The sequence below is a fragment of the Salinicola aestuarinus genome, assembly GCF_003206645.1.
Taxonomy (GTDB): Bacteria; Pseudomonadota; Gammaproteobacteria; order Pseudomonadales; family Halomonadaceae; genus Salinicola; species Salinicola aestuarinus.
On record NZ_PZJP01000005.1, the window covers coordinates 770,876 to 791,756 of the forward strand.

Consider the following 20,881-nt stretch of genomic DNA (forward strand, 5'->3'; position numbering starts at 1 on the left):
ACTCGGCGTTCGGGGCAGTCAGCCCGCGTCGCGCTGAATGCCGGCGAGAATCTCGTAGGAACGCACGCGGTCGGCGTGGTCGTAGCAGTCGGTATTGACCAGGATCTCATCGGCGCCGGTCACCTCGAGTAGCTCGTCGAGCTGCTGACGGATGCTCTCCGGGCCGCCAACCACAGCGGCACCCAGGTTTTGTCTCACCATCCCCGCTTCCTGCGGCGACCAGTCCATGTGATCGGTCGGCGGCAGGGTGCGCGTGCTCTTGCCGCGGATCAGATTGAGAAACTTCTGCTGCTGGGTGGTGGCGAGGTAGTGGGCGTAGGCGTCGTTGTCGGCAGCCACCAGCGGAATGCCGATCATCGCATGGGGCTTGTCCAGAACACCGGGCTGGAAGCCTTCGCGATAGAGGTGCAGCGCCTCGTTCATGTAGCCCGGCGCAAACTGCCCGGCGAAGGCAAACGGCAGACCGAGTCTGGCGGCGAGTTGCGCACTGTAGCCGCTGGAACCGAGCAGCCAGATCGGCACGTGAGTGCCTTCCCCGGGAATCGCGCGGATGCGCTGGCCAGGCACAGTGTCGCCGAGATAGCGGCGCAGCTCGTCGAGACGGTCAGGGAAGTCGTTGACCCCGGCGCGCGGGTCGCGGCGCATCGCCTGCATGGTGATGCCGTCGGAACCGGGGGCGCGTCCCAGCCCGAGATCAATCCGATCGGGATAGAGCGTTGCCAGCGTGCCGAACTGCTCCGCGATCGCCAGCGGCGGATGGTTGGGCAGCATGATGCCGCCGCTGCCGATGCGCAGCCGTGACGTCGCGCCGGCGATATGCCCAATCAGCACACTGGTGGCGGCGCTGGCGATCCCGTCGATGTTGTGGTGTTCGGCGAGCCAGTAGCGGTTGTAGCCCAGACGCTCGGTCTGCTGCGCCAGGTCAACGCTGTGACGGAAGGTGTCGGCAGCGGTGCCATCGCGGGTAATCGGCGCGAGATCCAGCACGGAAAGGGGAATATCGGCGAGTCGTGACATGGTCGTCCTCGGTCCGGGGAGTGATGGCGGCAACGGAGTGCTCCGTTAGCGCCCTCATTGTTTCGTCTCAGTGTGTCACATCATGAGGGCGCAAAAGTCGAATGCAACCGACGCTGAGACGTGGGGTGTCGATAAGCCTTGCCGGGTCTCGCCGTCGCACGTCGCAATAGCGAACTCGGCGTCTACACTGAACCCGTCACGCCGCACTCGGTGTGCACGTACCGCTCTGCCGTGCGCCGCGACAGCCCGCTTTCGCGCGTGAACGGATCGATCTCCAAGGATAGGGGTGGGTCGTCTCCAAGGCATGTCAACAAGAGAAAAGGAGAGAACATGGGTAGATTCGACAAGCAGGGCGTATTCATCGTCTCGGCGCTGGTGGTCGCTGCCATCGTCGCGCTCGGCGCGATTTTTCCGGAAGGGTTCGGCAATGTCGCCAATCGCTTGCTCAGCGCAACCACTTACTACTTTGGCTGGTTCTATCTCATCTCTGTCTTCGGCTTCGTGATCTTTCTGTTCACGCTGGCGTTCAGCAAATACGGCAAGATTCGCCTCGGACCTCAGGACAGTCGGCCGACCTACAGTTTCTTCTCCTGGATCAGCATGCTGCTGGCCGCCGGTTTCGGCGTCGGGCTGGTGTTCTATGGCATGGCCGAGCCGATGAGCCACTACCTGAACCCGCCCTACGGCGATCTCGAGGGCGCCTCGCCGGAGGCGGCGCGCTACGCCATTCAGTACAGTTTCTTCAACTGGGGAATCCACCAGTGGGCGGCGTTCTCGGTGGTCGGGCTGATCATCGCCTATTACCAGTTCCGCAAGGGGCAGGCGGGCATGGTCTCCAACGTGCTGTCCTCGGTGACCGCCAAGCGACCCAAGTTACGCAAGCTCGGGCCGGCGCTGGATGTGTTCGCCGTCGTGGCGACCGTGATGGGTGTCGCGACCTCGATCGGTCTGGCCGTGCTGCAGATCAATGGCGGGCTCAATGCGGTCTTTGATATCCCTGAAAGCGTGTTGTGGCAGTTCATCATCATGGGGGCGATGTTCGTCTGCTACATGATCTCCACGACAACCGGCCTCGATAAAGGGATCAAGTATCTCTCCAACCTGAACCTGGCCCTCTGCTTCGCGCTGATGTTCTACGTGCTGTTCACCGGCCCCACAGTGGCCATTCTGGAGACGATCACCCTGGGCATCGGCGATTACCTGCAGAATTTCATCGGCATGAGCCTGCGGATGGCGCCGTTCGAAGAGAATGAGTGGGCGAGCAGCTGGACCATTTTTTACTGGGCATGGGTCATCGCCTGGTCGCCGTTCGTGGGTACCTTCGTGGCACGAATTTCCCGCGGGCGCACCATCAAGGAGTACGTCTTCGGCGTACTGATCGTGCCGCCGCTGCTGGCGTGTCTCTGGATTGGTGTCTTCGGCGGCGCGGCCATTCAGATGGAGCTCAACGGCAACGTCGGGCTGGCGGAGGCGACACAGGACAACCTCACCTCGGCGCTGTTCCAGATGTTCGATCTGATGCCGTTCTCCAGCGTGCTCTCCGTCGTTGCGCTCTGCCTGATCTTCATCTTTCTGGTCACTTCCGCCGATTCCGCGACCTACATCGTCTCGCAGATGACCGACCGCGGCTCGCTGAACCCGCCGCTGATCAAGCGCATCATCTGGGGCGTGTTGATCGCGGCGATCTGCCTGACCCTGCTGTCGGCGGGGGGCGAGAGCGGGCTCAAGGGCCTGCAGTCGGCGGCGGTGCTCGCGGCGCTGCCGTTTACCTTCATCCTCTACGGCATGATTCTGGTGATGATTCGTGAGCTGCGTGCCGATCGCAAGGCGATGCTGACCGCCCTCTATCGACGCCATAGCGAGACGCCGGTGGGGGCCGATGCCTTCGAGGCGGAGACCCTGGCAGACGAGGATCGCTATCGACGGGCGCCGGACGTCAAGAATCGCCGGATCAACGCCCGCTGATGCCAGCAAGCGCCCACTCGGCGTCACGCCGAGCGACCGCGCCCTACCGTCTGGCGGTGGGGCGCTTTTTTTAAGGGAGTCGCGGCCGTAACGTCGATTACCGCTGGAGAAAGCCGTCACAAACGCTTAGTTTTATAGTGTTACGTGGCGTTACTCGACGCCACGCCCTTCTGGGTGTTTCAGCGGCTTGGAGCTTCAATCATGCAACCGGCGGTGAGACCGGCAAAGCGCCGGCAGGGCGCGACACGACGCCAGGGGCCGATCGCCCCCGCGTCGTCTCGCTTCGATCGCTGGCTCGACCGACTGGTGAGTATCGCCGTCGTCACCGCCACCGTTGTCGGTGGGATGGCGGTGCTGGTGACACTGTTCTTCGATTGACCCGGCGCAGACAGGTTAGGGCGCAGGGCTCACGCCAAAGGGTCCTCTCTCAACTGCGGCATGGTCGCCATCAGATCGTTGAAGCGATTGCCCTGTAGCTGAACGTGTTGCTGGATGGCGCGACGCGCGGCGTTGGCATCGTGTCGTTCGATGGCTTCCAGAATGGCCTCGTGCTCGGCGAAGCTCTCCTGCAGGCGGTGATGCACGTGAAGCTGCAGGCGGCGATAGGGCTTGAGAATCGCGTGCAGCCGGGTCGCCTCTTGCGTAAGAAAGGCGTTGTGGCTGGCAGCGTAGATCAGATGATGAAAGGTGCCGTTGGCGTGGTAGTAGCGGTCGGCATCGCTACCGTCGAGGCAGTCGCGACACGACTCGTGAGCCTGCCTGAGTCCTGCCAGTTCTTCCTGCGTAATCCGCCGCGCCGCCAGGCGGGCGCACATGCCCTCGAGCTCTGCCATCACATCGAAGCGCTCGATTAGATCGGCAACGCCGAGCTGGGTCACGAAGGTCCCTCGCTTGGGGTAAACCCGCACCATGCCGGATGCCTCGAGCTGCTGCAGGGCTTCGCGAATCGGCGTTCGTGAGCAGGCGTAGTCACGCGCCAGCGCCACCGGATCGAGCCGGTCTCCCGGGGCGAAGTGGCCGTCGACGATGGCGTTTTCGAGCTGCTCTCGCAGCCACTGCGCCCGCGAGAGGCGTGACAGTCTGGGCGCCGCCGCGGTGCGACCTTCCGGCCGTGTTGCGGCCCTGTCTTCAGGCGTCGTCTCGGGCGCATTTCGCGACGCTGTCATCGAGACTTCCCGGGTCGATTTCTCGGCCACCTTAGACTTTCTCCTATATTGACACCCTCAGCGCCATGCCCAACTGTTGTATACATCAGGGCCGTGGCTTGTATGTCTTGTCTGCCTGCGCATCAGCGTCTCGCGATGCCGTCGGTCTTGCAACGGTTTCTGCTCCAGTCCATCGATCGCTCGTCGCTAACGGGTGCCCAGTCATCGACCCGAGAGGGCCGGCATGAACGTCAATATGAATTTCCTTCAGGAACTTTTGTCGAGTATCGGTCGGCGCAGCCGCGGCCAGGGGTCGCACGCCGACAAGCAAGGCTCGTCGAATGGGCTGTCACGGCTGAGCACGCTGTGCGAAACGCTGATGCACCCGGTCGGGGAGGCATCCCAGATACTGACGGCCCAGGAGGCGCTGGAGCGGTATGCCACGCTCGACGACGCCGGGCGACTGGCCTTCTTCAGACTACTTGCCGATCACTACGCGGCGGTGCCCGAGGAGATTCACGCGGCCTACGCCGAGTACCGGACGCATGAGGACAACGCCAGCCTGGAGACGCTATTCGCCGCTTGCGAGCCTCGCCGTCAGCACCTGCTCAGGCGGCTCAATCTCTGCCCCGGCGGTACTTACGAGCTGGTCAAGATGCGCTCGGATCTCCTCGGCTTGCTCAAGGCCAACCCCGAACTCAAACCGCTCGATGCCGATTTCGCGCATCTGTTCGCCTCGTGGTTCAACCGCGGTTTTCTGGTGCTCGAGAGCATCGACTGGAACACGCCGGCGGCGGTACTGGAAAAGATCATCCGCTATGAAGCGGTCCATGCGATCAACGACTGGTCCGACCTGCGCCGACGTCTCGATCCCGATGATCGGCACTGCTACGCGTTCTTCCATCCGGCCACCGGTGACGAACCGCTGATCTTCGTCGAAGTCGCGCTGTGTCGCGGTATACCCAACAACATTCAGGGCATCCTCGCCGGTGGCGACGACGTGCGCCCCGAAGACGCCGATACCGCTGCGTTCTACAGCATCAGCAATTGCCAGAGCGGCTTGAAAGGCATCTCCTTCGGCAATTTCCTGATCAAGCAGGTGGTGCAGGAGCTCAAGCGTGAGCTGCCGAACCTCGAGAAGTTCGTCACGCTATCGCCGGTCCCAGGCTTTGCCCAATGGCTGGAACAGGAGCGCAAGGCGCATCCGGAAGGGGGCGGTGCCGAGATCGCCTCGGGGCTTGAAGACGGGCCCTGGCTGGCCGACGCCAAGGCGCGGGAGAAACTGCAGCCGGCGGTGCGTGGACTGGCCGCCCATTACCTGGTCGACGCCAAGCACGGCAGCGGTCTACCGCTCGATCCCGTCGCCCGGTTTCATCTGGGTAACGGGGCTACGCTACATCGTCTCAACTGGCCCGGCGACACCTCCGACAAGGGCCTCAAGCAGTCTCATGGACTGATGGTCAATTACCTCTACGAGCTGGACCGTATCGAACAGAACCACGAAGCGTTCAGCCGCGAGGGCACGGTGGCCTGCGCCGGAGAGATCCGCCGCGATGCCAAGCAGGGCCGCGCGCGACTGCGCAACAGCACGACGAAGGCCGACGCCTGATTCGAGATCGCAAGCCACGCAGGTGGCGGCACAGCGGGAGATTCGCATGAACCACAACCTCTACCTTCAGTTGTCGAGCCACTTCGACCGTCAGCCGGACAAGGTGCTGATCGATACGCCTGACGGTGATCGCTATCGCTATCGCGACGTACTGTCCCTCTCCCAGCGCATGGCCCATGTGCTGCACGACCGAGGCGTCGAACCGGGAGACCGGGTCGTCGTCCAGGTCGACAAGAGCCCGCAGGCGATCATGCTCTATCTGGCGTGCCTGCAGGTTGGCGGCGTCTACCTGCCGCTCAATACCGCCTATACCGATGCCGAGATCGACTACTTTCTCGGTGACGCCGAACCCAGGCTCTATGTCTGCCGACCCCAGGCCGAGGAGAGCGCGCGCCGGCTTGCGGCGGCGTGTGGCGTCGAGGCGGTGGAGACCCTGGGGGTCGATGGCGACGGCTCGCTGATGGCGCTCGTCGACCTTGCCTCTGAGGACGAGCGCGTTGCAGACGTCGGCCCCGACGCTCTGGCTTCGATTCTCTACACCTCCGGGACCACCGGACGTTCCAAGGGTGCGATGCTCACACACCAGAATCTCGCCGCCAACAGCCAGGCGCTGGCGACGACGTGGCAGTTCAGCGCCGAGGACCACCTGCTGCACGCCTTGCCGATCTTTCATACCCACGGCCTGTTCGTTGCCTGCAACATCGTGTTCACCGTCGGTGCGTCGATGACCTTCCTGCCCAAGCTCGATGCCGAGCAGCTGCTCGATCTGATGCCGCGGGCGACGGTGCTGATGGGAGTGCCCACTTTCTACACGCGCCTGCTGGCGAGTCCGCGGCTGGATCGCGAGACCACCGCCAACATGCGGCTGTTCGTCTCCGGGTCGGCGCCGCTGCTCGCCGAGACGCATCGCGAATTCAGCGAGCGCACCGGTCACGCCATCCTCGAGCGCTACGGTATGACCGAGACCAACATGAATACCTCCAACCCCTATGACGGCCAGCGCCGCCCGGGGACCGTCGGCTTCGCGCTACCGGGTAGCGAGGTTCGCATCACCGACCGGGAGAGTGGCGACACGCTCTTGCCTGGCGAGACGGGGGCGGTGGAAGTCCGTGGGCCCAACGTTTTCAAGGGTTACTGGCGGATGCCGGAAAAGACCGCCTCCGAGTTCCGTGACGACGGTTTCTTCATCACCGGCGATCTAGGGGTGATCGACGCGGACGGCTATCTCTCGATCGTCGGGCGCGACAAGGACCTTGTGATCTCCGGTGGTTATAACGTCTATCCGAAAGAGGTCGAACAGTGGATCGACGAGCTGCCGGGCGTCGTCGAATCGGCGATCGTCGGCGTCGCCCATCCGGATCTCGGCGAAGGCGTCACGGCGGCAGTCGTGCTCAAGCCCGATGCGAGTCTCGATGAGGAGGCCGTGCTCGCCGCGCTCAGTGACAAGATCGCGCGCTACAAGCAGCCCAAGCGGGTCTTCTTCGTCGATAGCCTGCCCAGAAACGTGATGGGCAAGGTCCAGAAGAACGTTCTAAGAGAGCGCTACGCCGATCTCTACCAACCTTCCGGCGCCTCTAGCGACTGAGCGCGAGTCCGCAGCGCCCGTTTTTCCCTGTCATGCCGACAGGCGCCATGCCCTTTGCCCGCGAGCCGCTGACAGGCTGCGACTCGCGGCACGCCAGACGCGTCCGACAGGACACCCGAAACAACGCCCCGAGAGGTGAACAACGATGGTGATCTACGGTGTCGCACTACTGGCCGGCTGCATGCTGGCCGGGCTAATCATCGGCGATGTACTCGGCCAGTTGCTGGGTATCGATGCCAATCTCGGCGGTGTGGGTATCGCCATGCTGCTGCTCATCTTTCTCACCGGCTACCTCAAGGATCGCGGCAAGCTGCCGGAGGCGACTGAAAGCGGCATCAATTTCTGGAACGCGATGTACATCCCCATCGTCGTCGCGATGGCGGCGAGCCAGAACGTCGCCGCCGCCTTCAGCGGCGGGCTGGTGGCGATTCTGGCCGGCACGCTGGCCGTGGTACTCGGGCTCGCCCTCGTGCCGGTGCTGACCGGCAAGAAGGTCGATGATGCCGCGCCGCTGGATGCGCGCCCACCGTCTCATCCGCCCACCGGCCGCTAAGGGGAGCCTTGCATGAACGATTCCATCGTATCGCTGGTCGACAAGTATCACCTGATCGCCGCCTTTGCCGTCATTGGCCTCGCCATGTACGTCGCCTACTGGATGAGTCGCAATCTGACCGGCGGCCGGCTGCATGGCAGCGCCATCGCCATCATCATCGGACTGGCGCTCGCCTATGTTGGCGGTATCACAACCGGAGGCAGCCATGGCCTCGCCGATGTCACTCTTTTCTCGGGGCTTGCGCTGATGGGAGGCGGCATGCTGCGGGATCTTGCGATCATCGCCACCGCTTACGGCGTGCGCTTGCAGGAGGTGAAAAAGGCCGGGTTGCGTGGCGTGGTCGCGCTCTTTCTCGGCGTGCTCGTGTCGTTCGTCGCGGGTGCCGTCGTCGCGGTGGGGTTCGGCTACACCGACCCGGTCGATATCACCACCATTGCCGCGGGGGCAGTGACTTACATCGTCGGCCCGGTGACGGGGGCCACGCTAGGGGCGAGCTCTGAAGTGATCGCATTGTCGATCGCGGCGGGGTTGGTCAAATCGATTCTCACCATGATCGCCACGCCATTGACTGCCAAGTGGATCGGGCTGGACAACCCGCGCTCGGCGATGATTTTCGGTGGCATGATCGGGACCACCAGCGGCGTCGCCGCCGGTCTCGCCGCCACCGATGCCCGACTGGTGCCCTATGGCGCGATGACGGCGACGTTCTACACCGGACTCGGCATTCTTCTCGCCCCGACCCTGCTGTTTCTCGGCGTCCGGGCGATCTTCTAGCCTCGACGGTCGGTCGGTTGCGTCAAGGGTCAATGCTCTCCCCGAACCAGAGCGAATTGACCGTCGGCGCACCCAGGCAGCTGTTCGGCGACCGGTCTGGCATACCAATACCCCTGCTGTCTGACGATGCCGCGCCGATAGAGCCAGCGTGCCTCTTCCAGGGTCTCGACACCCTCGGCGATCAGGCTGATATCGAGCCGCTCGGCGAGGGTGATGATCTGATCGATGATGATCTGCTGGCGCGGCGACTGAGGAATGTCGCTGATCAGCTGGCGGTCGAGTTTCAAGATGTCGGGAGCGATGTCGATGAGCAGGTTGAGATTGGCGTGGCCGGTGCCGAAGTCGTCGAGTGCGACACTCAGGCCCATCGCGCGATAGCTCTCGACGATATTCTTGAGATGGCGCCGATCGCGGACGCTCTCGGTCTCAACAATCTCGAAACAGAGCCGCTCCAGGGGCCAGCCGACCCGCTTGGCGGTCTCCAGAGTGGCCTGGATGCAGGCCTGGGGCTCGTAGACCGCATTGGGCAGAAAGTTGATGGACAGAACCGAATCCGCCCCCAGGCTATCGGCGATCTCGATTGCCCGAACCCGGCAGGCCTGGTCGAAGCGGTAGAGTGTCGTCTCATCGAGTCGGGAAAGGACTGAAAAGGCTGACTCTCCCGCGGTACCCCGTACCAGCGCTTCATAGCCGTAGATTCGATCCTGGTCGATATCGACCAGCGGTTGAAACGCCATCGTGAAATCGAACTCCAGCGGGCGGTCGCAACGGCCACAGACGCTGTCGTGTCTCGCGCATCCTGACATCCATTCCTCCTTGACGGCGGATCGAGCCTTCACGGCCCAGCATCATTGCTTGATCGGCAGAGACGATAAAATGATTAATTATTATGCAAAATGGTCCGCCAAGGGTGTTCACAGCTTAGAAGTGAATGATCGGGACGAATAGCGTTATCGGGATGAAAAATGTGAACTGTAGTTAACGCTGCGTCGCAACTCTCGAACGGCCGCCCGGCCTGAAAGCACCGGCCGCTGACGGCGCGGCTCGCTTCCCCATTGCCCTGAGGTGACATGAAACCTTCCCTGGCCACTGTTGGCTGTCTGCTGCTGATTGCCCTGGGTGTCGCCCTCGACAAGGGGGTCTGGCAGATACCGCGAGAATGGAACCCGCTGGCGCCGCTCAACGTCGACGATCCGGTGACGGTGATGACCTCGCTCAAGCTCAAGCGCCTGACAGGCGACCGTGACGGCTGCCTCGCCGCGCTGAACACGGCCCCCCAGGTGAGTTATGCCCCGCTCGAGGACTACACCCCAGTGGCGGGCTGTCCGCTCGAGAACGTGGTGAGACTTGCGCGGACCGGCGTCACCTTCAACGCGAGCTTCGTGGCGACCTGTCCCATGGCGCTGGCGTGGACGATGTTCGAGCGACATGAGCTGCAGCCGCTGGCCGAACGAACCTTCGGTCAGCGTGTGGCATCGGTGCAGCATTACGGCTCGTTCGCCTGCCGCAACATCTATCACCGCAAGAATGCCCGGCGCAGCGACCACGCGACGGCCTCGGCGCTGGACGTGGCGGCGTTTCGTCTGGCGGATGGCCGGCGGATCGGCCTGCTCGAGGATTGGGAGGGAGATGATGATGCCTCGCGCTTTCTCAAGGAGGCGCAGAAGGGGGCGTGTCACTATTTCGGTACGGTGTTGGGGCCGGACTACAACGCCGCCCATGCCAATCACTTCCATCTCGGCATGCGCGGCATCGCGTTTTGTCGCTGAGCGCCTGATCGCGGCGGGTTCAGTCGCCGAGGTTGACGTCGTCCTCGTCGGTCGCGGCACCGGTTGCCGCGCCGACACCGCCACCGATTGCCGCACCTTGCGTCACGCTGCCGCCGGTCGCGGCGGCGGCACCCGCACCTACCGCTGCACCGATGCCGGCGCCGCTGGCGGTGCGTTCGCCGGTGCCGGTGCCACAGGCGCTGAGCAGCAGGGCGGCGGCGAGCATGAGAGGAATCGTGCGCAACATGGAGTGTCTCCTGCGAATGTCGGAAAGGGTCGATACGTGCGTGGCCACGGCCCGCAGCGCGCTGGTCGTGTGCCGTCGGAACGACGACCGGCGGGCGCCGTGAGCCGTGAATGCCCTCCAGCGTAGCTGTCTGATGTCGCGGCGCAATCGTCAGCGCGGCGTTTTCAGGTGATGCCACCTGCGCGCGTCGGGGCGCCGGTCAGGGGCGCGGCTGTTGCTGCGTAATGCAGTGGATATTGCCGCCGCCGAGGAGTATCTCGCGGGCGGGCACACCGACGACGCGACGCTCGGGGAAGAGCGCCTGCAGCCGCTCGCGGGCGATCTCGTCCCAGCGGGGGTCGAGCAGCGGCATCGCGACGATCCGGTTGCCGATATAGAAATTGACGTAGGAGCCAGCGAGGCGATCGCCGGCACGCCGAGGCCGCGAGCTCGAGAGCCGATCCACACCGCTGGCCTCTTCCTCGGCAAGGTGAAGTGGCCCCGGCTGGGGCAGCTTGTGCACCGTCAGGCGTCGGCCGCGGGCATCGCTTTCGTTTTCCAGCACGGCTAGCGCACGTTGCGATATCGCATGCTGCGGATCGGCGGTGTCGTCGGTCCAGGTGAGTGCGACGACCCCGGGGGCGACGAAGCAGCAGAGATTGTCGACGTGGCCGTCGGTCTCATCCTGATAGCAGCCGGCGGGTAGCCAGATCACCTTTTCGATCCCCAGGTACTCGGCCAGCAGCGTCTGCTGAGCGTCGCGTGTCAGCGCCGGGTTGCGATTGGGGTTGAGCAGGCACTCTTCCGTGGTGATCAGCGTGCCTTCACCGTCGACGTGGATCGCGCCTCCCTCGAGCACCATCGGCGCCGAAAAGCAGGGAACACCGAGCATGCCGGCGATCTTGCGCCGAATGCGCTGGTCCTTGTCCCACGGAAAGTAGAGCCCACCCCCGAGCCCGCCCCAGGCGTTGAAATCCCAGTCCACCACGGCAAGGCGCCCATCCGGGTGCGTGACGAAGGTCGGGCCGACGTCGCGCATCCAGGCATCGTTGCTGGAGAGTTCCACCACGCGCACCGGGGGGGGAAGCTGATCGCGGGCGTTTTCGTACTGCTCGTCACTGGCACCGACGATGACGGTTTCGCTCTCGGCGATGACGCGGGCCACTTCGACGAAGGCGCGCTGCGCCGGTTTGGCGCCTAGCCGCCAGTTGTCCGGCCGCTGTGGCCAGAGCATCCAGCAGGCATCGTGGGGCGCGAACTCCGCCGGCATGCGAAAACCCTGGCGGGCGGGGGAGACCGGGGGTGAAACGAGATCGCTCATGACAAACGCCCTTGGGAACCCTAAGGTTATCGATGGATCGTGGCGCCGACTGTAGCACTGTGCAGGGGGCCTTACGTGAGCGCGTTCGCCGAAAAGCGTTACTACGGGCAGGCGTTGCGTCAGGGCCTCATCGGATGCACCTTCATAGCGTCAATCGGCGTCCCAAGCAGGCAAGGAGAGAGTCATGAGATTCAACGTCAAAGGTGTCGAGGAAGGCCAGCCCATTCCCAAGGAATTCGCTTTCGCGGTGCCGGACCCCGAGCAGCACATGCGCTTCAGCGACAACCGCAATCCGGAAGTTCGCTGGCTCGACGCTCCCAAGCAGACGCAAAGTTTCGTGGTGCTGGTGTGTGACCCGGACGTGCCCGGCGTCGCCGATGATGTCAATCAGGAAGGCAAGACGCTGCCGCCGGACATGCCGCGGGTCGACTTCTACCACTGGGTGCTGATCGACATTCCTCACGATGTCAGCCTGATCGAAGAGGGCGAAGCGGCCGATGGCGTCGTGCCCCGCGGCAAGACGCCGGGAAAGACGTCGAAGGGGATCGCCGGCATCAACAGCTATACCGGTTTCATGGCGGGCGACCCGGACCTCGCCGGCACCTATGGCGGCTATGACGGCCCCTGCCCGCCGTGGAACGACGAGATGGTCCATCGCTACACCTTCAGCGTCTTTGCGCTCGACGTCGAGACGCTCCATTTGGAGGGTGACTTCACCGGCGATCAGGTCCGCGAGGCGATGGAGGGCCACGTGCTGGCGGAGTCCAGCGTGACCGGTACCTATACCCTCAATCCGGATCTGACCTGAGTCCTTCACGCCATCCATGAGCGGAGACCCGTCGCCCGATTCCCTCCCGGCGCAACTGGAACAGGCGCTGCTGGCGCTCGCCGAGGCGCGCGGTGCGGAGAAGACGTTCTGCCCCTCGGAAGCCGCACGGCGGCTCGACCCGGTGGCGTGGCGTGAATGGATGCCGGCGACGCGAGAGGCGGCGCGCTCGCTCGCCCGGCGCGGTGAGCTGATCGTCAGCCAGCGAGGTCAGGTGCTGACGCCGGCTATGCCGTGGACCGGCCCGATCCGGCTGCGGCTGCCGCGCGATGCCGAACGTGCCGACAACGCCGGCCCGTCGGATGACACCCCGGAGCGTGGCGATGCGTGAAACCGGCGGGCGAGGCGCCGGCATCGTCATGATGCTGCTCTGCTGGGTGACCATCATCGGGCTGGCGATGTGGTGGTTTCGAGGGTTCGAGGCGCGCCGCGAGAACCCCAACGCGGCACGGGTCGAGCAGGTCGAGCCCGGCGAGCCGGTGACGCTGTTGCGCAATGCCTACGGTCACTTTGTCGCCCCGGGGGAGATCGACGGCCAGCCGGTGACGTTTCTCGTCGATACCGGCGCCACCTATGTCTCCCTGTCCAGTTCGCTCGCCGACACCCTGGGTCTGGCGCGGGGGCGCGAGGCGACATTCTCGACTGCCAACGGCCGTGTCACCGGGAGTCTCACGACGCTGGATCGGGTCCGGCTCGGCGGGCTGGCGGCGCGCGACGTGACCGGCTCCATCCACGCCGGTATCGACGATGATGTCGTGCTGCTCGGCATGAGCTTTCTGGGCCGCTTCGATATCTCCATCCGCGGCGACTCGATGCATCTCGTCGCGACTTCGCGCTAGGGCGCAGCGCTGACTCACCCACACGCGGACAGACTTCGTCTTCCCGTCGGGGGCGTCGTATGATGGCGCGTTTCCAGGTAGCCCCGCGCCGGCCAGCGCAGCGTGGGCATCGACGATCAGCGGAGAGCAGTGATGACGGGAAGACGACTCAGGGCCATCGGCGCGTTAACACTCATGACGCTGGTGCTGGCGGGCTGCGAGAGTCTGTCGACGGGCTCGCTATCGATGCCGCAGATCTTTGACAGTCCCGGCGACGAGGAAACGGTGGTGGCGCGGCAGGTCGAATTTCCCGCCGACGAGTACGCCAAGCTCGACAAGCAGGGCAGCGCCGCCGTGCAGGGTCGGCTCACCTACACCGCCCCCGGGGGAGACACCGTCATCGGGGCGGACGAACTCATCTCCGTGGCACCGGCCACCCGCTATGCCGCAGAAGCGGCCGATGTGGCGCTCTCCGGGCGCAAGATCGAGCCCGCCGATCCGCGAGCGCGCGCCTACACCCACACCGCCAGGACCAACGCCGACGGCTACTTCGTCGTTCGCGGCCTCCCGGCCGGGGTGTTCTACGTTGCCGGTAGCGTGCTGCTGCCCGGTGGCGACGCCCGCAGCCCGATCATCATCCGCCAGGTGGAACTCACGGCCGGCCAGGCCCGGGACGTCGACCTCAGTCGCTGAGAGGCGAGTGCTCGGCCACGAGGTGCTCGGCCACGAGGTGCTCGGCCACGATGGGGAGGATGGTGTCGCGAGTCAGCGCCGCCAGCGGCAGCGCCCCGGCCTCGGTCAGAGTCACCCAGCGCAGCTCCTCGATCTCGGCAGCCGGCGTCGGTTCGCCCGACAGGCATCCCCAGAAGAGGTGAGCATCGACCCGATGACCGGCTTCGTTGGCCGCCGTGGCACTGGCCTGCCCCAGCGGCTCGCAGCCAGCGAGGGGCACCCCGAGCTCCTCGAACACTTCCCGTGCGACGGCGGCTTGCGCCGACTCGCCGGGCTCGATCTTGCCGCCGGCCTGCATGAAATAGGGGCTTCCGCGCTTTCTCACGAGCAGCAGACGTTCGCCGTCGACGATGACCGCGGCAGCGATGGTCAATACCAAAGACTGAGAAGACTCGTCGGTGGCGCCATGGCGGCGGCTAGGTAAGAACTCGTTTTGCATATCGTAATCCGATTAAAGACGTGTTTACGTAGCCATCTATGAACGGAACAATTCGGGTATCATGCGTTCTATTCTGCGGTGCATGATGACCGCACGCGATATTCGGCCGCCAGGGACATGACGCAAAAGACGTCGAGATCGGCCGAAGCGCGTCAACACTCGAGCGATAGCAGCAGTGAAACGCATCGCCAAATTATAAAGAACCGACGGTATGCAGGGTTTAGAGGCCAACTATAGGGATGGAAGACAGCTTGGACAGCACTGCACATCAAGATCGCGTACTGATCATCGAAGACGACGAACGGCTGGCCCATCTCACGCGTGAGTATCTCGAGGCTAACGGCTTTCATGTCGGGCTCGAACACGACGGTACCAACGGGGTGGAAAGAATCATCGAAGAGCAACCGGACATGGTGATCCTCGATCTCATGTTGCCGGGTGAGGATGGTCTGTCGATCTGCCGTCGCGCGCGCCCGCATTACGCCGGGCCGATTCTCATGCTGACCGCACGTACCGACGATATGGATCAGGTGCTCGGTCTCGAAATGGGCGCCGATGACTACGTGCCGAAGCCGGTTCAGCCGCGGGTGCTGCTGGCGCGCATGCGGGCACTGATGCGTCGCGCCGACAGTCTGGTCTCCGCCAGCGGAGCCACGCGCCTCACCTTCGACAATCTGGTGGTCGACAGCGCGACACGCGAAGCCTGGCTGGAAGATGAGCGCATCGATCTCACCAGTGCGGAGTTCGATCTGCTCTGGCTGCTGGCGGACAACGCCGGGCGCGTCCTGACTCGCGAGGAGATATTCTCTCAACTTCGCGGGATCAAGTACGACGGTCAGGATCGTTCCATCGACGTGCGCGTCTCGCGTATTCGTCCGAAGATCGGCGACGACCCCAACCACCCTCACCGCATCAAGACTGTGCGCAGCAAGGGCTACCTCTTCGTGCGCGACAGCTGATCGACGGTGGCGGCGTCCGTCGCCACCGTACGTCCACCCGATTCGATGAATCGAACAATCGGAAGCGTCCGAGCGCGTTGACGCGCTCGCGACATCCTCCAGGCGAGAGCAGTCATGCGGCGATCGTTCACCGATAGTACCTTCCTGCGCTTCTATCTCGCGCTGCTCGCCGCACTGGTCATCACCTTCGGCCTGGCGCTGCTCGGCTTTCTGGTGGTCGACAAGGTGCGCCAGGAGCAGTACCGCGAGAGCTTGGTCAGCGGCCCGCTGGCGCTGCTCTCCGACCTCGTTTCGCGCCAGCCGCTCGAGAATCGCGACGACTGGCTGGCCTCGATGGCCTCGACACTCGGCATGCCGCTGGGACTTTTCGAACTCGATGATCTCTCGCTGAATTACTTCGAGCGCGCGCGGCTTGCCGACGCCCGGCCGGTGATCGAATCGGACAGCGATGGCTGGCGCTCGCTCTACCAGTTACCGCATTCGGACTGGGTGCTGGCGGCGAGGATCAACTCGCTCAACGAGATGCAGCTGCGCGGGATCACCGAGGTGCTTCGCAGTTGGCTCAGCGGGGAGTCGGCTCAGGTCCAGCGGCAGCGCCTGAAGCGGGTCCAGCATCAGTTCCATGTGCCGGTGACGCTTTCCGATATGGCGCCCGCCGATGTCGACCCGATTCAATCCACCCGTCTTGCGGCCGGCGAAGTGGTCGTAAGGCTCGATCCCAGCCTGAGCACGCTGCACATTCACGCCCGCGTCGGCTCGGACCGTTGGTTGCATATCGGCCCGCTCCCGAGCTTCGAGTCGGTGCCGCTGTCGCTGGCCTTTGCCCTGCTCATCACGGTGCTGGTCACGCTGGCCGGCGCGATCTATCTCATTGTCTGGAGTATCGAGGGGCGCGTCGCGCGGCTCGAACGGGCGGCCACGCGCATTGCCGGCGGGCATCTCAATTCCCGTGTGCGGGTCGATGGCAGCGACTTCCTGGGGCGCCTGGGCATGGCGCTCAACGGGATGGCGGTCCAGGTGCAGTCCCTGTTGAGAAGTCAGCAGGAGATGATCCGCGCGGTATCGCATGAGCTTCGCACACCGGTGGCGAGGATTCGCTTTGCGGTGCAGATGCTCGAGGATCTGAGCCGGGACGACAGCTCCCGGCGGCAACTCGAGGGGATCGACGGAGACATCGCCGAGCTCGATCGGCTGATCGACGAGATCCTGACCTACGCCAAACTCGATAGCGAAAATGCGCAGGGGATGAGCCTCAATACCGAGAGCGTGGAGTGTCGCAGCGTTGCCTGGCGGGTGGTGGATACGCTGAGTCCGCTGCATCCACATTTGACGCTCGAGGTCGCCGATGGCCCCGAGCTCGAGGTCGAGGCCGAGCCGCGCTATCTACAGCGCGCGGTCCAGAACCTAGTTGCCAACGCCTGCCGCCACGCCGAGCGCCAGGTGATGCTGACCGTGCATCGCGAACCGCGAGCGGTCCGCATCGATGTGGAGGACGATGGCCCGGGCGTGCCCGAAAAAGAGCGCCTGGCTATTTTCAAACCCTTCGCTCGGCTGGATGACAGCCGCACTCGGCGCTCCGGCGGCTATGGTCTGGGGCTTTCCATCGTGCAGAAGATCATGGCGTGGCACGGCGGCAACGTGGTCGTCGATCGCAGCGAGCGCCTCGATGGCGCCCGCTTCAGCCTACTGCTGCCGCTTCACGGTCTCGAATCGATCTCGCCGCTCACCGATGACCACTGACTCCGCTCAGCGATAACCACTGGCTCATCTTACCGATGACCACTGACCGCCACTGGGCGGTCGGGTCTGTCGGCGGCAACCCGCGATCGGGGCCATGGCGTTGCCCGGGTGCGGGCGTCGCGGCTCCATCCCGGCTCAGTCCTCGCTTGCCGGCTTGATACCGCTCAGCACGGAGAACGAGGTCTCCCGCGCCGTGCGCACGAAATCCTGCATCCAGGGCAGCTCACGGCTCTCTTCGCGAATCGCGGCGTAGAGCGTGCTCCAGACACCCTCCTTGCCGAGCGGCAGCGCCTTGACGTACCCACGCTCGAGATACTCCGTCAGTGCCCAGTTGGGGAGGGCGCACACGCCACGGCCACTGGCGACCAGCTGCATCATCATCACCGTCAGTTCGGCGCTTCGGATCTCCCGGGGCTGCTGGCTCGCCGGATCGAGAAACTGGGTGAAGATATCGAGCCGGGAGTGGTCCACCGGGTAGACGATCAACGTCTCCTCGATCAGCTCATGCGGCTCGACCCAGGCGTTCTGGGCCAGGGTGTGATGATTGGAGACCGCGAGCAGGCCTTCGTAGCGAAACAGCGGAGCATAGTGGACCCCGGGCAGCGGCTGCGGGTTGTCAGTGATCACCAGATCCAGCGCTTGGCGGGCGAGACCGGGAAGCAGATCGAAATTCTGACCGCTGGGGATGTCGATCTCGATTTCCGGCCAGTGATCGCGGAAATGGTCGACCGTCGGCATCAGCCATTGGAAGCAGCTGTGGCACTCGATCGCCATGTGCAGTCGTCCCTGCTCATGGCCGGCGAGGCGCGCGAGATCGCGCTCGGCGAATCGGATCTGTGGCAGGACCTGCTCCGCCAGCGCGAGCAGGCGCTCACCCGCGCGGGTGAACGCGACGGGGCGCGTCTTGCGCGCGAACAGCGGCATCCCGAGCCTCGACTCGAGATCCTTGATCTGATGCGACAGCGCCGACTGGGTCAGATGGACCCGTTCCGCCGCCTCGACCAGCGAACCGGTGTCGCGCAGGGCAATCAGCGTTCGCAGGTGGCGAAGTTCGAGCATGCTAGGAATAGGGGTCACGTTGATGATACGACAAACGCGTAGGTTTCGGTTCAGGGCGGGCAAGACGGCCTGCCTGCGAATATAATCGCCAGTCTACCTGTTAACGTCCAACGACCCCACTGGTGACGATGCGAAGCCCGCGTTCGTCAGCCTGGCGGTGGGGGCGGCCGGTAGTGCGCTCGGAGATGGCCTGGGCCTCACTCAAGCTCTGGCCGCATGGTAGGCTTTGTGACGCGCCGCGGGTGATATCCCGCGGCGCGCTTTTTTGTCCGCGCCGGTCGGCGACGTCGGCCGAAAGCCGCGGACGGGATCGAACCGGCCCGGGAACAGACAGCATGTCGAACAACAAGCCACTTGGCGAAACGGCGCCCACCGCTGGCGTCTCTCAGACCGCGACGGGCGCGTCCGTCGTGTCCATGACACCCCCGCAATGGCCATTGGCGAGTCGACGGACGCGCGGTTTCGCTGCGGCCACCCTCGCGCTGGCGGCGCTGCTTTCTGGCTGTGCCGGTGGCACGACGCAGACCGTCGATGCCACCTCGCCGCTGGCGGTAGCCGACGATGCCCCGCAGTCGCCGCTGCTGCCGAGTCTCTTCTTCGCTGACGGCGGCGAGACCTTCGCAAACTGGCGCTGCACGCCATCGCGCGATCTGGTCACCACCGCCCCCGACGATCGTCGGCTGCGTCTATGGACGGCGCAAGGCGGCACGCAGCTTCCCCGCGCGGCGAGCGGGAGCGCGCAGCAGCGCTACACGCAGGGCGGTCTGTCATTCAAGCGACTGGGTCGCGATGCGCTGGTCGAAAGCGACAGCGCCCGGCTCGTCTGCACGCTGGCGGGCGAGCGCCGCACGGTCACCCGCGAAGACCGACCCGAAAGCATTTTTTACGCCAGCGGTAGCGATCCGGGTTGGAACATTTCGCTGGATCGGCGTCGGACGACCCTGACGCTGATCTCCGACTACGGCCAGGCCAAGGACACGTTCGACTACCGGGTCGCATCGCTTCGCAACGGTGCCGGTGCCGAAATGGTGCTGGTCAGCGACAGCGGTCGGCGACCGCTGGAGATGCATCTCACGGCCAAGGCGTGTTTCGACAGCGTCACCCGTAAGCCCTGGCCGGTGGAAGTGACACTGCGCTACGGCCGTCAGGAGTGGAAGGGGTGCGGACAAGGTGTCGAGGCCAAAGGCTAAAAGGACGAAAAAATCGAACGAATCTGGCTAAAAAACCCGATTTTGTTATCGATAAGCCGCACCGATAATGATGTCATTCCCAGTCATTCATCTAAAGGACCAACATGACCCAACGCATTCTCCTGATTACCAGCTCCCTGTTTGGCGACAACGGTCAGTCCACCGGACTTGCCGCACACTTCAAGGCCGCACTTGCCGAGCGCGATGTCGAACTCATCGAGCGTGATGTCGTTGCCGACCCGCTGCCGCACCTCGACGCCGAGGAGATGGCGAGCTGGATGACCGATCCGGCCGAGCGCACCGCCGCCCAGCGCGCGCTGGCCGAGCGCTCCGACGCGGCGCTCTCGGACGTCGAGCGTAGCGATCTGATCGTGCTTGCGGTGCCGCTCTACAACCTCGGTATCCCGAGCCAGCTCAAGGCGTGGTTCGACCGCGTGCTGCGCGCCGGACGGACCTTCCGCTACACCGAAAACGGGCCGGTGGGGCTGCTCGAGGGCAAGTCCGGCCTGCTGCTTGCGGCTCGCGGCGGCAAGTACGCCGGTTCCGAGATGGATACCCAGACCCCGCACCTGCGCCATATGCTCAAGCTGATCGGCATTGGCGACGTCGAGGCCATCTATGCCGAAGGCCTCAACATGGGCGATGCGGTCAAGGCTGAAGCGCTGGAAACCGCTCAGCGCGATATCGTCGACTTCGTCGACCGTCGCTGCTGATCGCCAGCGCCTCGGCAAGGAGATTCACCCATGCTTCAACGACTGCACAGTGATGGCCTCGGCAAGCTGATTCTGCGCCTCGCCGTCGGCGTCACCATCCTGCTGCACGGCATCCACAAGGTGCTCAACCCGGGTAGCTTCGATTGGCTAGGCAGCCTGCTTGCCAACGTCGGCCTGCCGACGTTTCTCGCCTACGGCGTGCTCCTCGGCGAGATCGTCGGCCCGCTGATGGTGATTCTCGGATCGAGAGCGCGGATCGGTGGCCTGCTGATTGCCGGCAACATGGTCGTCGCCGTGCTGCTCGCGCACCTGGGTGAATTCTGGACCCTCAATGGTCAAGGCGGCTGGACGCTGGAACTGCAGGCGATGTTCTTCGCCGCCGCGGTCGCCGTGATGCTGCTGGGAAGCGGGCGTTTCGCCATCAATCCGGACTGATGCCGG

23 protein-coding genes are annotated in these 20,881 nt (G+C 64.3%); 16 read left to right on the plus strand and 7 right to left on the minus strand.

The window, feature by feature from the left end:
• Positions 1–18: 18 nt before the first annotated feature.
• Positions 19–1,017 (minus strand): LLM class flavin-dependent oxidoreductase, encoded by a 999-nt coding sequence (locus DOM41_RS08865; RefSeq protein ID WP_110686454.1) that lies wholly within the window; start codon positions 1,015–1,017, stop codon positions 19–21.
• Between the two features lie 330 nt (positions 1,018–1,347).
• Here DOM41_RS08865 and DOM41_RS08870 point away from each other — a divergent pair, with 330 nt between their 5' ends.
• The gene (locus DOM41_RS08870; protein WP_110686455.1) at positions 1,348–2,982 is read left to right on the plus strand and encodes a BCCT family transporter; all 1,635 of its coding nucleotides are present in this window, start codon (positions 1,348–1,350) and stop codon (positions 2,980–2,982) included.
• 201 nt (positions 2,983–3,183) lie between these two features.
• Positions 3,184–3,360, plus strand: a complete 177-nt coding sequence (locus DOM41_RS17480) for a hypothetical protein (RefSeq protein ID WP_157956894.1) — start codon at positions 3,184–3,186, stop codon at positions 3,358–3,360.
• A 29-nt stretch (positions 3,361–3,389) separates the two neighbouring features.
• Here DOM41_RS17480 and DOM41_RS08875 read toward each other — a convergent pair whose 3' ends face one another.
• The gene (locus tag DOM41_RS08875; protein WP_110686670.1) at positions 3,390–4,148 is read right to left on the minus strand and encodes a GntR family transcriptional regulator; all 759 of its coding nucleotides are present in this window, start codon (positions 4,146–4,148) and stop codon (positions 3,390–3,392) included.
• 223 nt (positions 4,149–4,371) lie between these two features.
• Here DOM41_RS08875 and DOM41_RS08880 point away from each other — a divergent pair, with 223 nt between their 5' ends.
• From DOM41_RS08880 to madM, 4 genes are all read left to right on the plus strand, one after another.
• On the plus strand, positions 4,372–5,736 hold the full coding sequence (locus tag DOM41_RS08880; RefSeq protein ID WP_245391785.1) for a malonyl-CoA decarboxylase: 1,365 nt from the start codon (positions 4,372–4,374) through the stop codon (positions 5,734–5,736).
• Positions 5,737–5,782: 46 nt separating this feature from the next.
• Positions 5,783–7,321: a malonate--CoA ligase gene (locus DOM41_RS08885; RefSeq protein WP_110686456.1), complete on the plus strand. Its 1,539-nt coding sequence runs from the start codon at positions 5,783–5,785 to the stop codon at positions 7,319–7,321.
• A 145-nt stretch (positions 7,322–7,466) separates the two neighbouring features.
• Positions 7,467–7,874 (plus strand): malonate transporter subunit MadL, encoded by a 408-nt coding sequence (madL, locus tag DOM41_RS08890; RefSeq protein WP_110686457.1) that lies wholly within the window; start codon positions 7,467–7,469, stop codon positions 7,872–7,874.
• A gap of 12 nt (positions 7,875–7,886) precedes the next feature.
• Positions 7,887–8,648, plus strand: a complete 762-nt coding sequence (madM, locus tag DOM41_RS08895; protein WP_110686458.1) for a malonate transporter subunit MadM — start codon at positions 7,887–7,889, stop codon at positions 8,646–8,648.
• 29 nt (positions 8,649–8,677) lie between these two features.
• Here the strand turns inward: madM and DOM41_RS08900 are convergent, their stop codons facing one another.
• Complete coding sequence (locus DOM41_RS08900) at positions 8,678–9,454, minus strand: EAL domain-containing protein (RefSeq protein ID WP_110686459.1); 777 nt, start codon at positions 9,452–9,454, stop codon at positions 8,678–8,680.
• Positions 9,455–9,718: 264 nt separating this feature from the next.
• Between DOM41_RS08900 and DOM41_RS08905 the strand changes: the two genes are divergently transcribed.
• Positions 9,719–10,417 carry an extensin-like domain-containing protein gene (locus tag DOM41_RS08905; RefSeq protein WP_110686460.1) on the plus strand — a complete coding sequence of 233 codons (699 nt, stop codon included), beginning with the start codon at positions 9,719–9,721 and terminating at the stop codon, positions 10,415–10,417.
• A 19-nt stretch (positions 10,418–10,436) separates the two neighbouring features.
• Here DOM41_RS08905 and DOM41_RS08910 read toward each other — a convergent pair whose 3' ends face one another.
• The gene (locus DOM41_RS08910; RefSeq protein ID WP_110686461.1) at positions 10,437–10,664 is read right to left on the minus strand and encodes a hypothetical protein; all 228 of its coding nucleotides are present in this window, start codon (positions 10,662–10,664) and stop codon (positions 10,437–10,439) included.
• Positions 10,665–10,863: 199 nt separating this feature from the next.
• A complete protein-coding gene (gene aguA, locus DOM41_RS08915; RefSeq protein WP_110686462.1) occupies positions 10,864–11,964 on the minus strand; it encodes an agmatine deiminase in 1,101 nt (366 codons plus the stop codon).
• Between the two features lie 184 nt (positions 11,965–12,148).
• Between aguA and DOM41_RS08920 the strand changes: the two genes are divergently transcribed.
• The 4 genes from DOM41_RS08920 to DOM41_RS08935 all read left to right on the plus strand — a co-directional run bounded on the left by DOM41_RS08920 (position 12,149) and on the right by DOM41_RS08935 (position 14,301).
• On the plus strand, positions 12,149–12,772 hold the full coding sequence (locus tag DOM41_RS08920; RefSeq protein WP_110686463.1) for a YbhB/YbcL family Raf kinase inhibitor-like protein: 624 nt from the start codon (positions 12,149–12,151) through the stop codon (positions 12,770–12,772).
• Positions 12,773–12,788: 16 nt separating this feature from the next.
• A complete protein-coding gene (locus tag DOM41_RS08925) occupies positions 12,789–13,121 on the plus strand; it encodes a DUF3253 domain-containing protein (protein ID WP_110686464.1) in 333 nt (110 codons plus the stop codon).
• Positions 13,114–13,629: a retropepsin-like aspartic protease family protein gene (locus tag DOM41_RS08930; protein ID WP_110686465.1), complete on the plus strand. Its 516-nt coding sequence runs from the start codon at positions 13,114–13,116 to the stop codon at positions 13,627–13,629. Before DOM41_RS08925 ends, DOM41_RS08930 begins: the two co-directional genes overlap by 8 nt.
• 132 nt (positions 13,630–13,761) lie before the next feature.
• Entirely contained in the window at positions 13,762–14,301 is a 540-nt protein-coding gene (locus tag DOM41_RS08935; protein WP_110686466.1) for a carboxypeptidase-like regulatory domain-containing protein, read from the plus strand.
• Here DOM41_RS08935 and DOM41_RS08940 read toward each other — a convergent pair.
• Positions 14,291–14,779: an NUDIX hydrolase gene (locus tag DOM41_RS08940; protein ID WP_110686467.1), complete on the minus strand. Its 489-nt coding sequence runs from the start codon at positions 14,777–14,779 to the stop codon at positions 14,291–14,293. The genes DOM41_RS08935 and DOM41_RS08940 overlap by 11 nt on opposite strands.
• 239 nt (positions 14,780–15,018) lie before the next feature.
• Between DOM41_RS08940 and DOM41_RS08945 the strand changes: the two genes are divergently transcribed.
• Positions 15,019–15,738, plus strand: a complete 720-nt coding sequence (locus tag DOM41_RS08945) for a winged helix-turn-helix domain-containing protein (protein ID WP_110686468.1) — start codon at positions 15,019–15,021, stop codon at positions 15,736–15,738.
• Positions 15,739–15,852: 114 nt separating this feature from the next.
• On the plus strand, positions 15,853–17,478 hold the full coding sequence (locus DOM41_RS08950; RefSeq protein ID WP_110686469.1) for an ATP-binding protein: 1,626 nt from the start codon (positions 15,853–15,855) through the stop codon (positions 17,476–17,478).
• Between the two features lie 135 nt (positions 17,479–17,613).
• Here DOM41_RS08950 and DOM41_RS08955 read toward each other — a convergent pair whose 3' ends face one another.
• Positions 17,614–18,537: a LysR family transcriptional regulator gene (locus DOM41_RS08955; RefSeq protein ID WP_110686470.1), complete on the minus strand. Its 924-nt coding sequence runs from the start codon at positions 18,535–18,537 to the stop codon at positions 17,614–17,616.
• Between the two features lie 335 nt (positions 18,538–18,872).
• Here DOM41_RS08955 and DOM41_RS08960 point away from each other — a divergent pair, with 335 nt between their 5' ends.
• The 3 genes from DOM41_RS08960 to DOM41_RS08970 all read left to right on the plus strand — a co-directional run bounded on the left by DOM41_RS08960 (position 18,873) and on the right by DOM41_RS08970 (position 20,875).
• Entirely contained in the window at positions 18,873–19,727 is an 855-nt protein-coding gene (locus DOM41_RS08960; RefSeq protein WP_110686471.1) for a C-type lysozyme, inhibitor, read from the plus strand.
• 104 nt (positions 19,728–19,831) lie between these two features.
• Positions 19,832–20,440 carry an FMN-dependent NADH-azoreductase gene (locus tag DOM41_RS08965; RefSeq protein WP_110686472.1) on the plus strand — a complete coding sequence of 203 codons (609 nt, stop codon included), beginning with the start codon at positions 19,832–19,834 and terminating at the stop codon, positions 20,438–20,440.
• Between the two features lie 30 nt (positions 20,441–20,470).
• Positions 20,471–20,875 carry a DoxX family protein gene (locus DOM41_RS08970; RefSeq protein ID WP_110686473.1) on the plus strand — a complete coding sequence of 135 codons (405 nt, stop codon included), beginning with the start codon at positions 20,471–20,473 and terminating at the stop codon, positions 20,873–20,875.
• Positions 20,876–20,881: the final 6 nt, after the last annotated feature.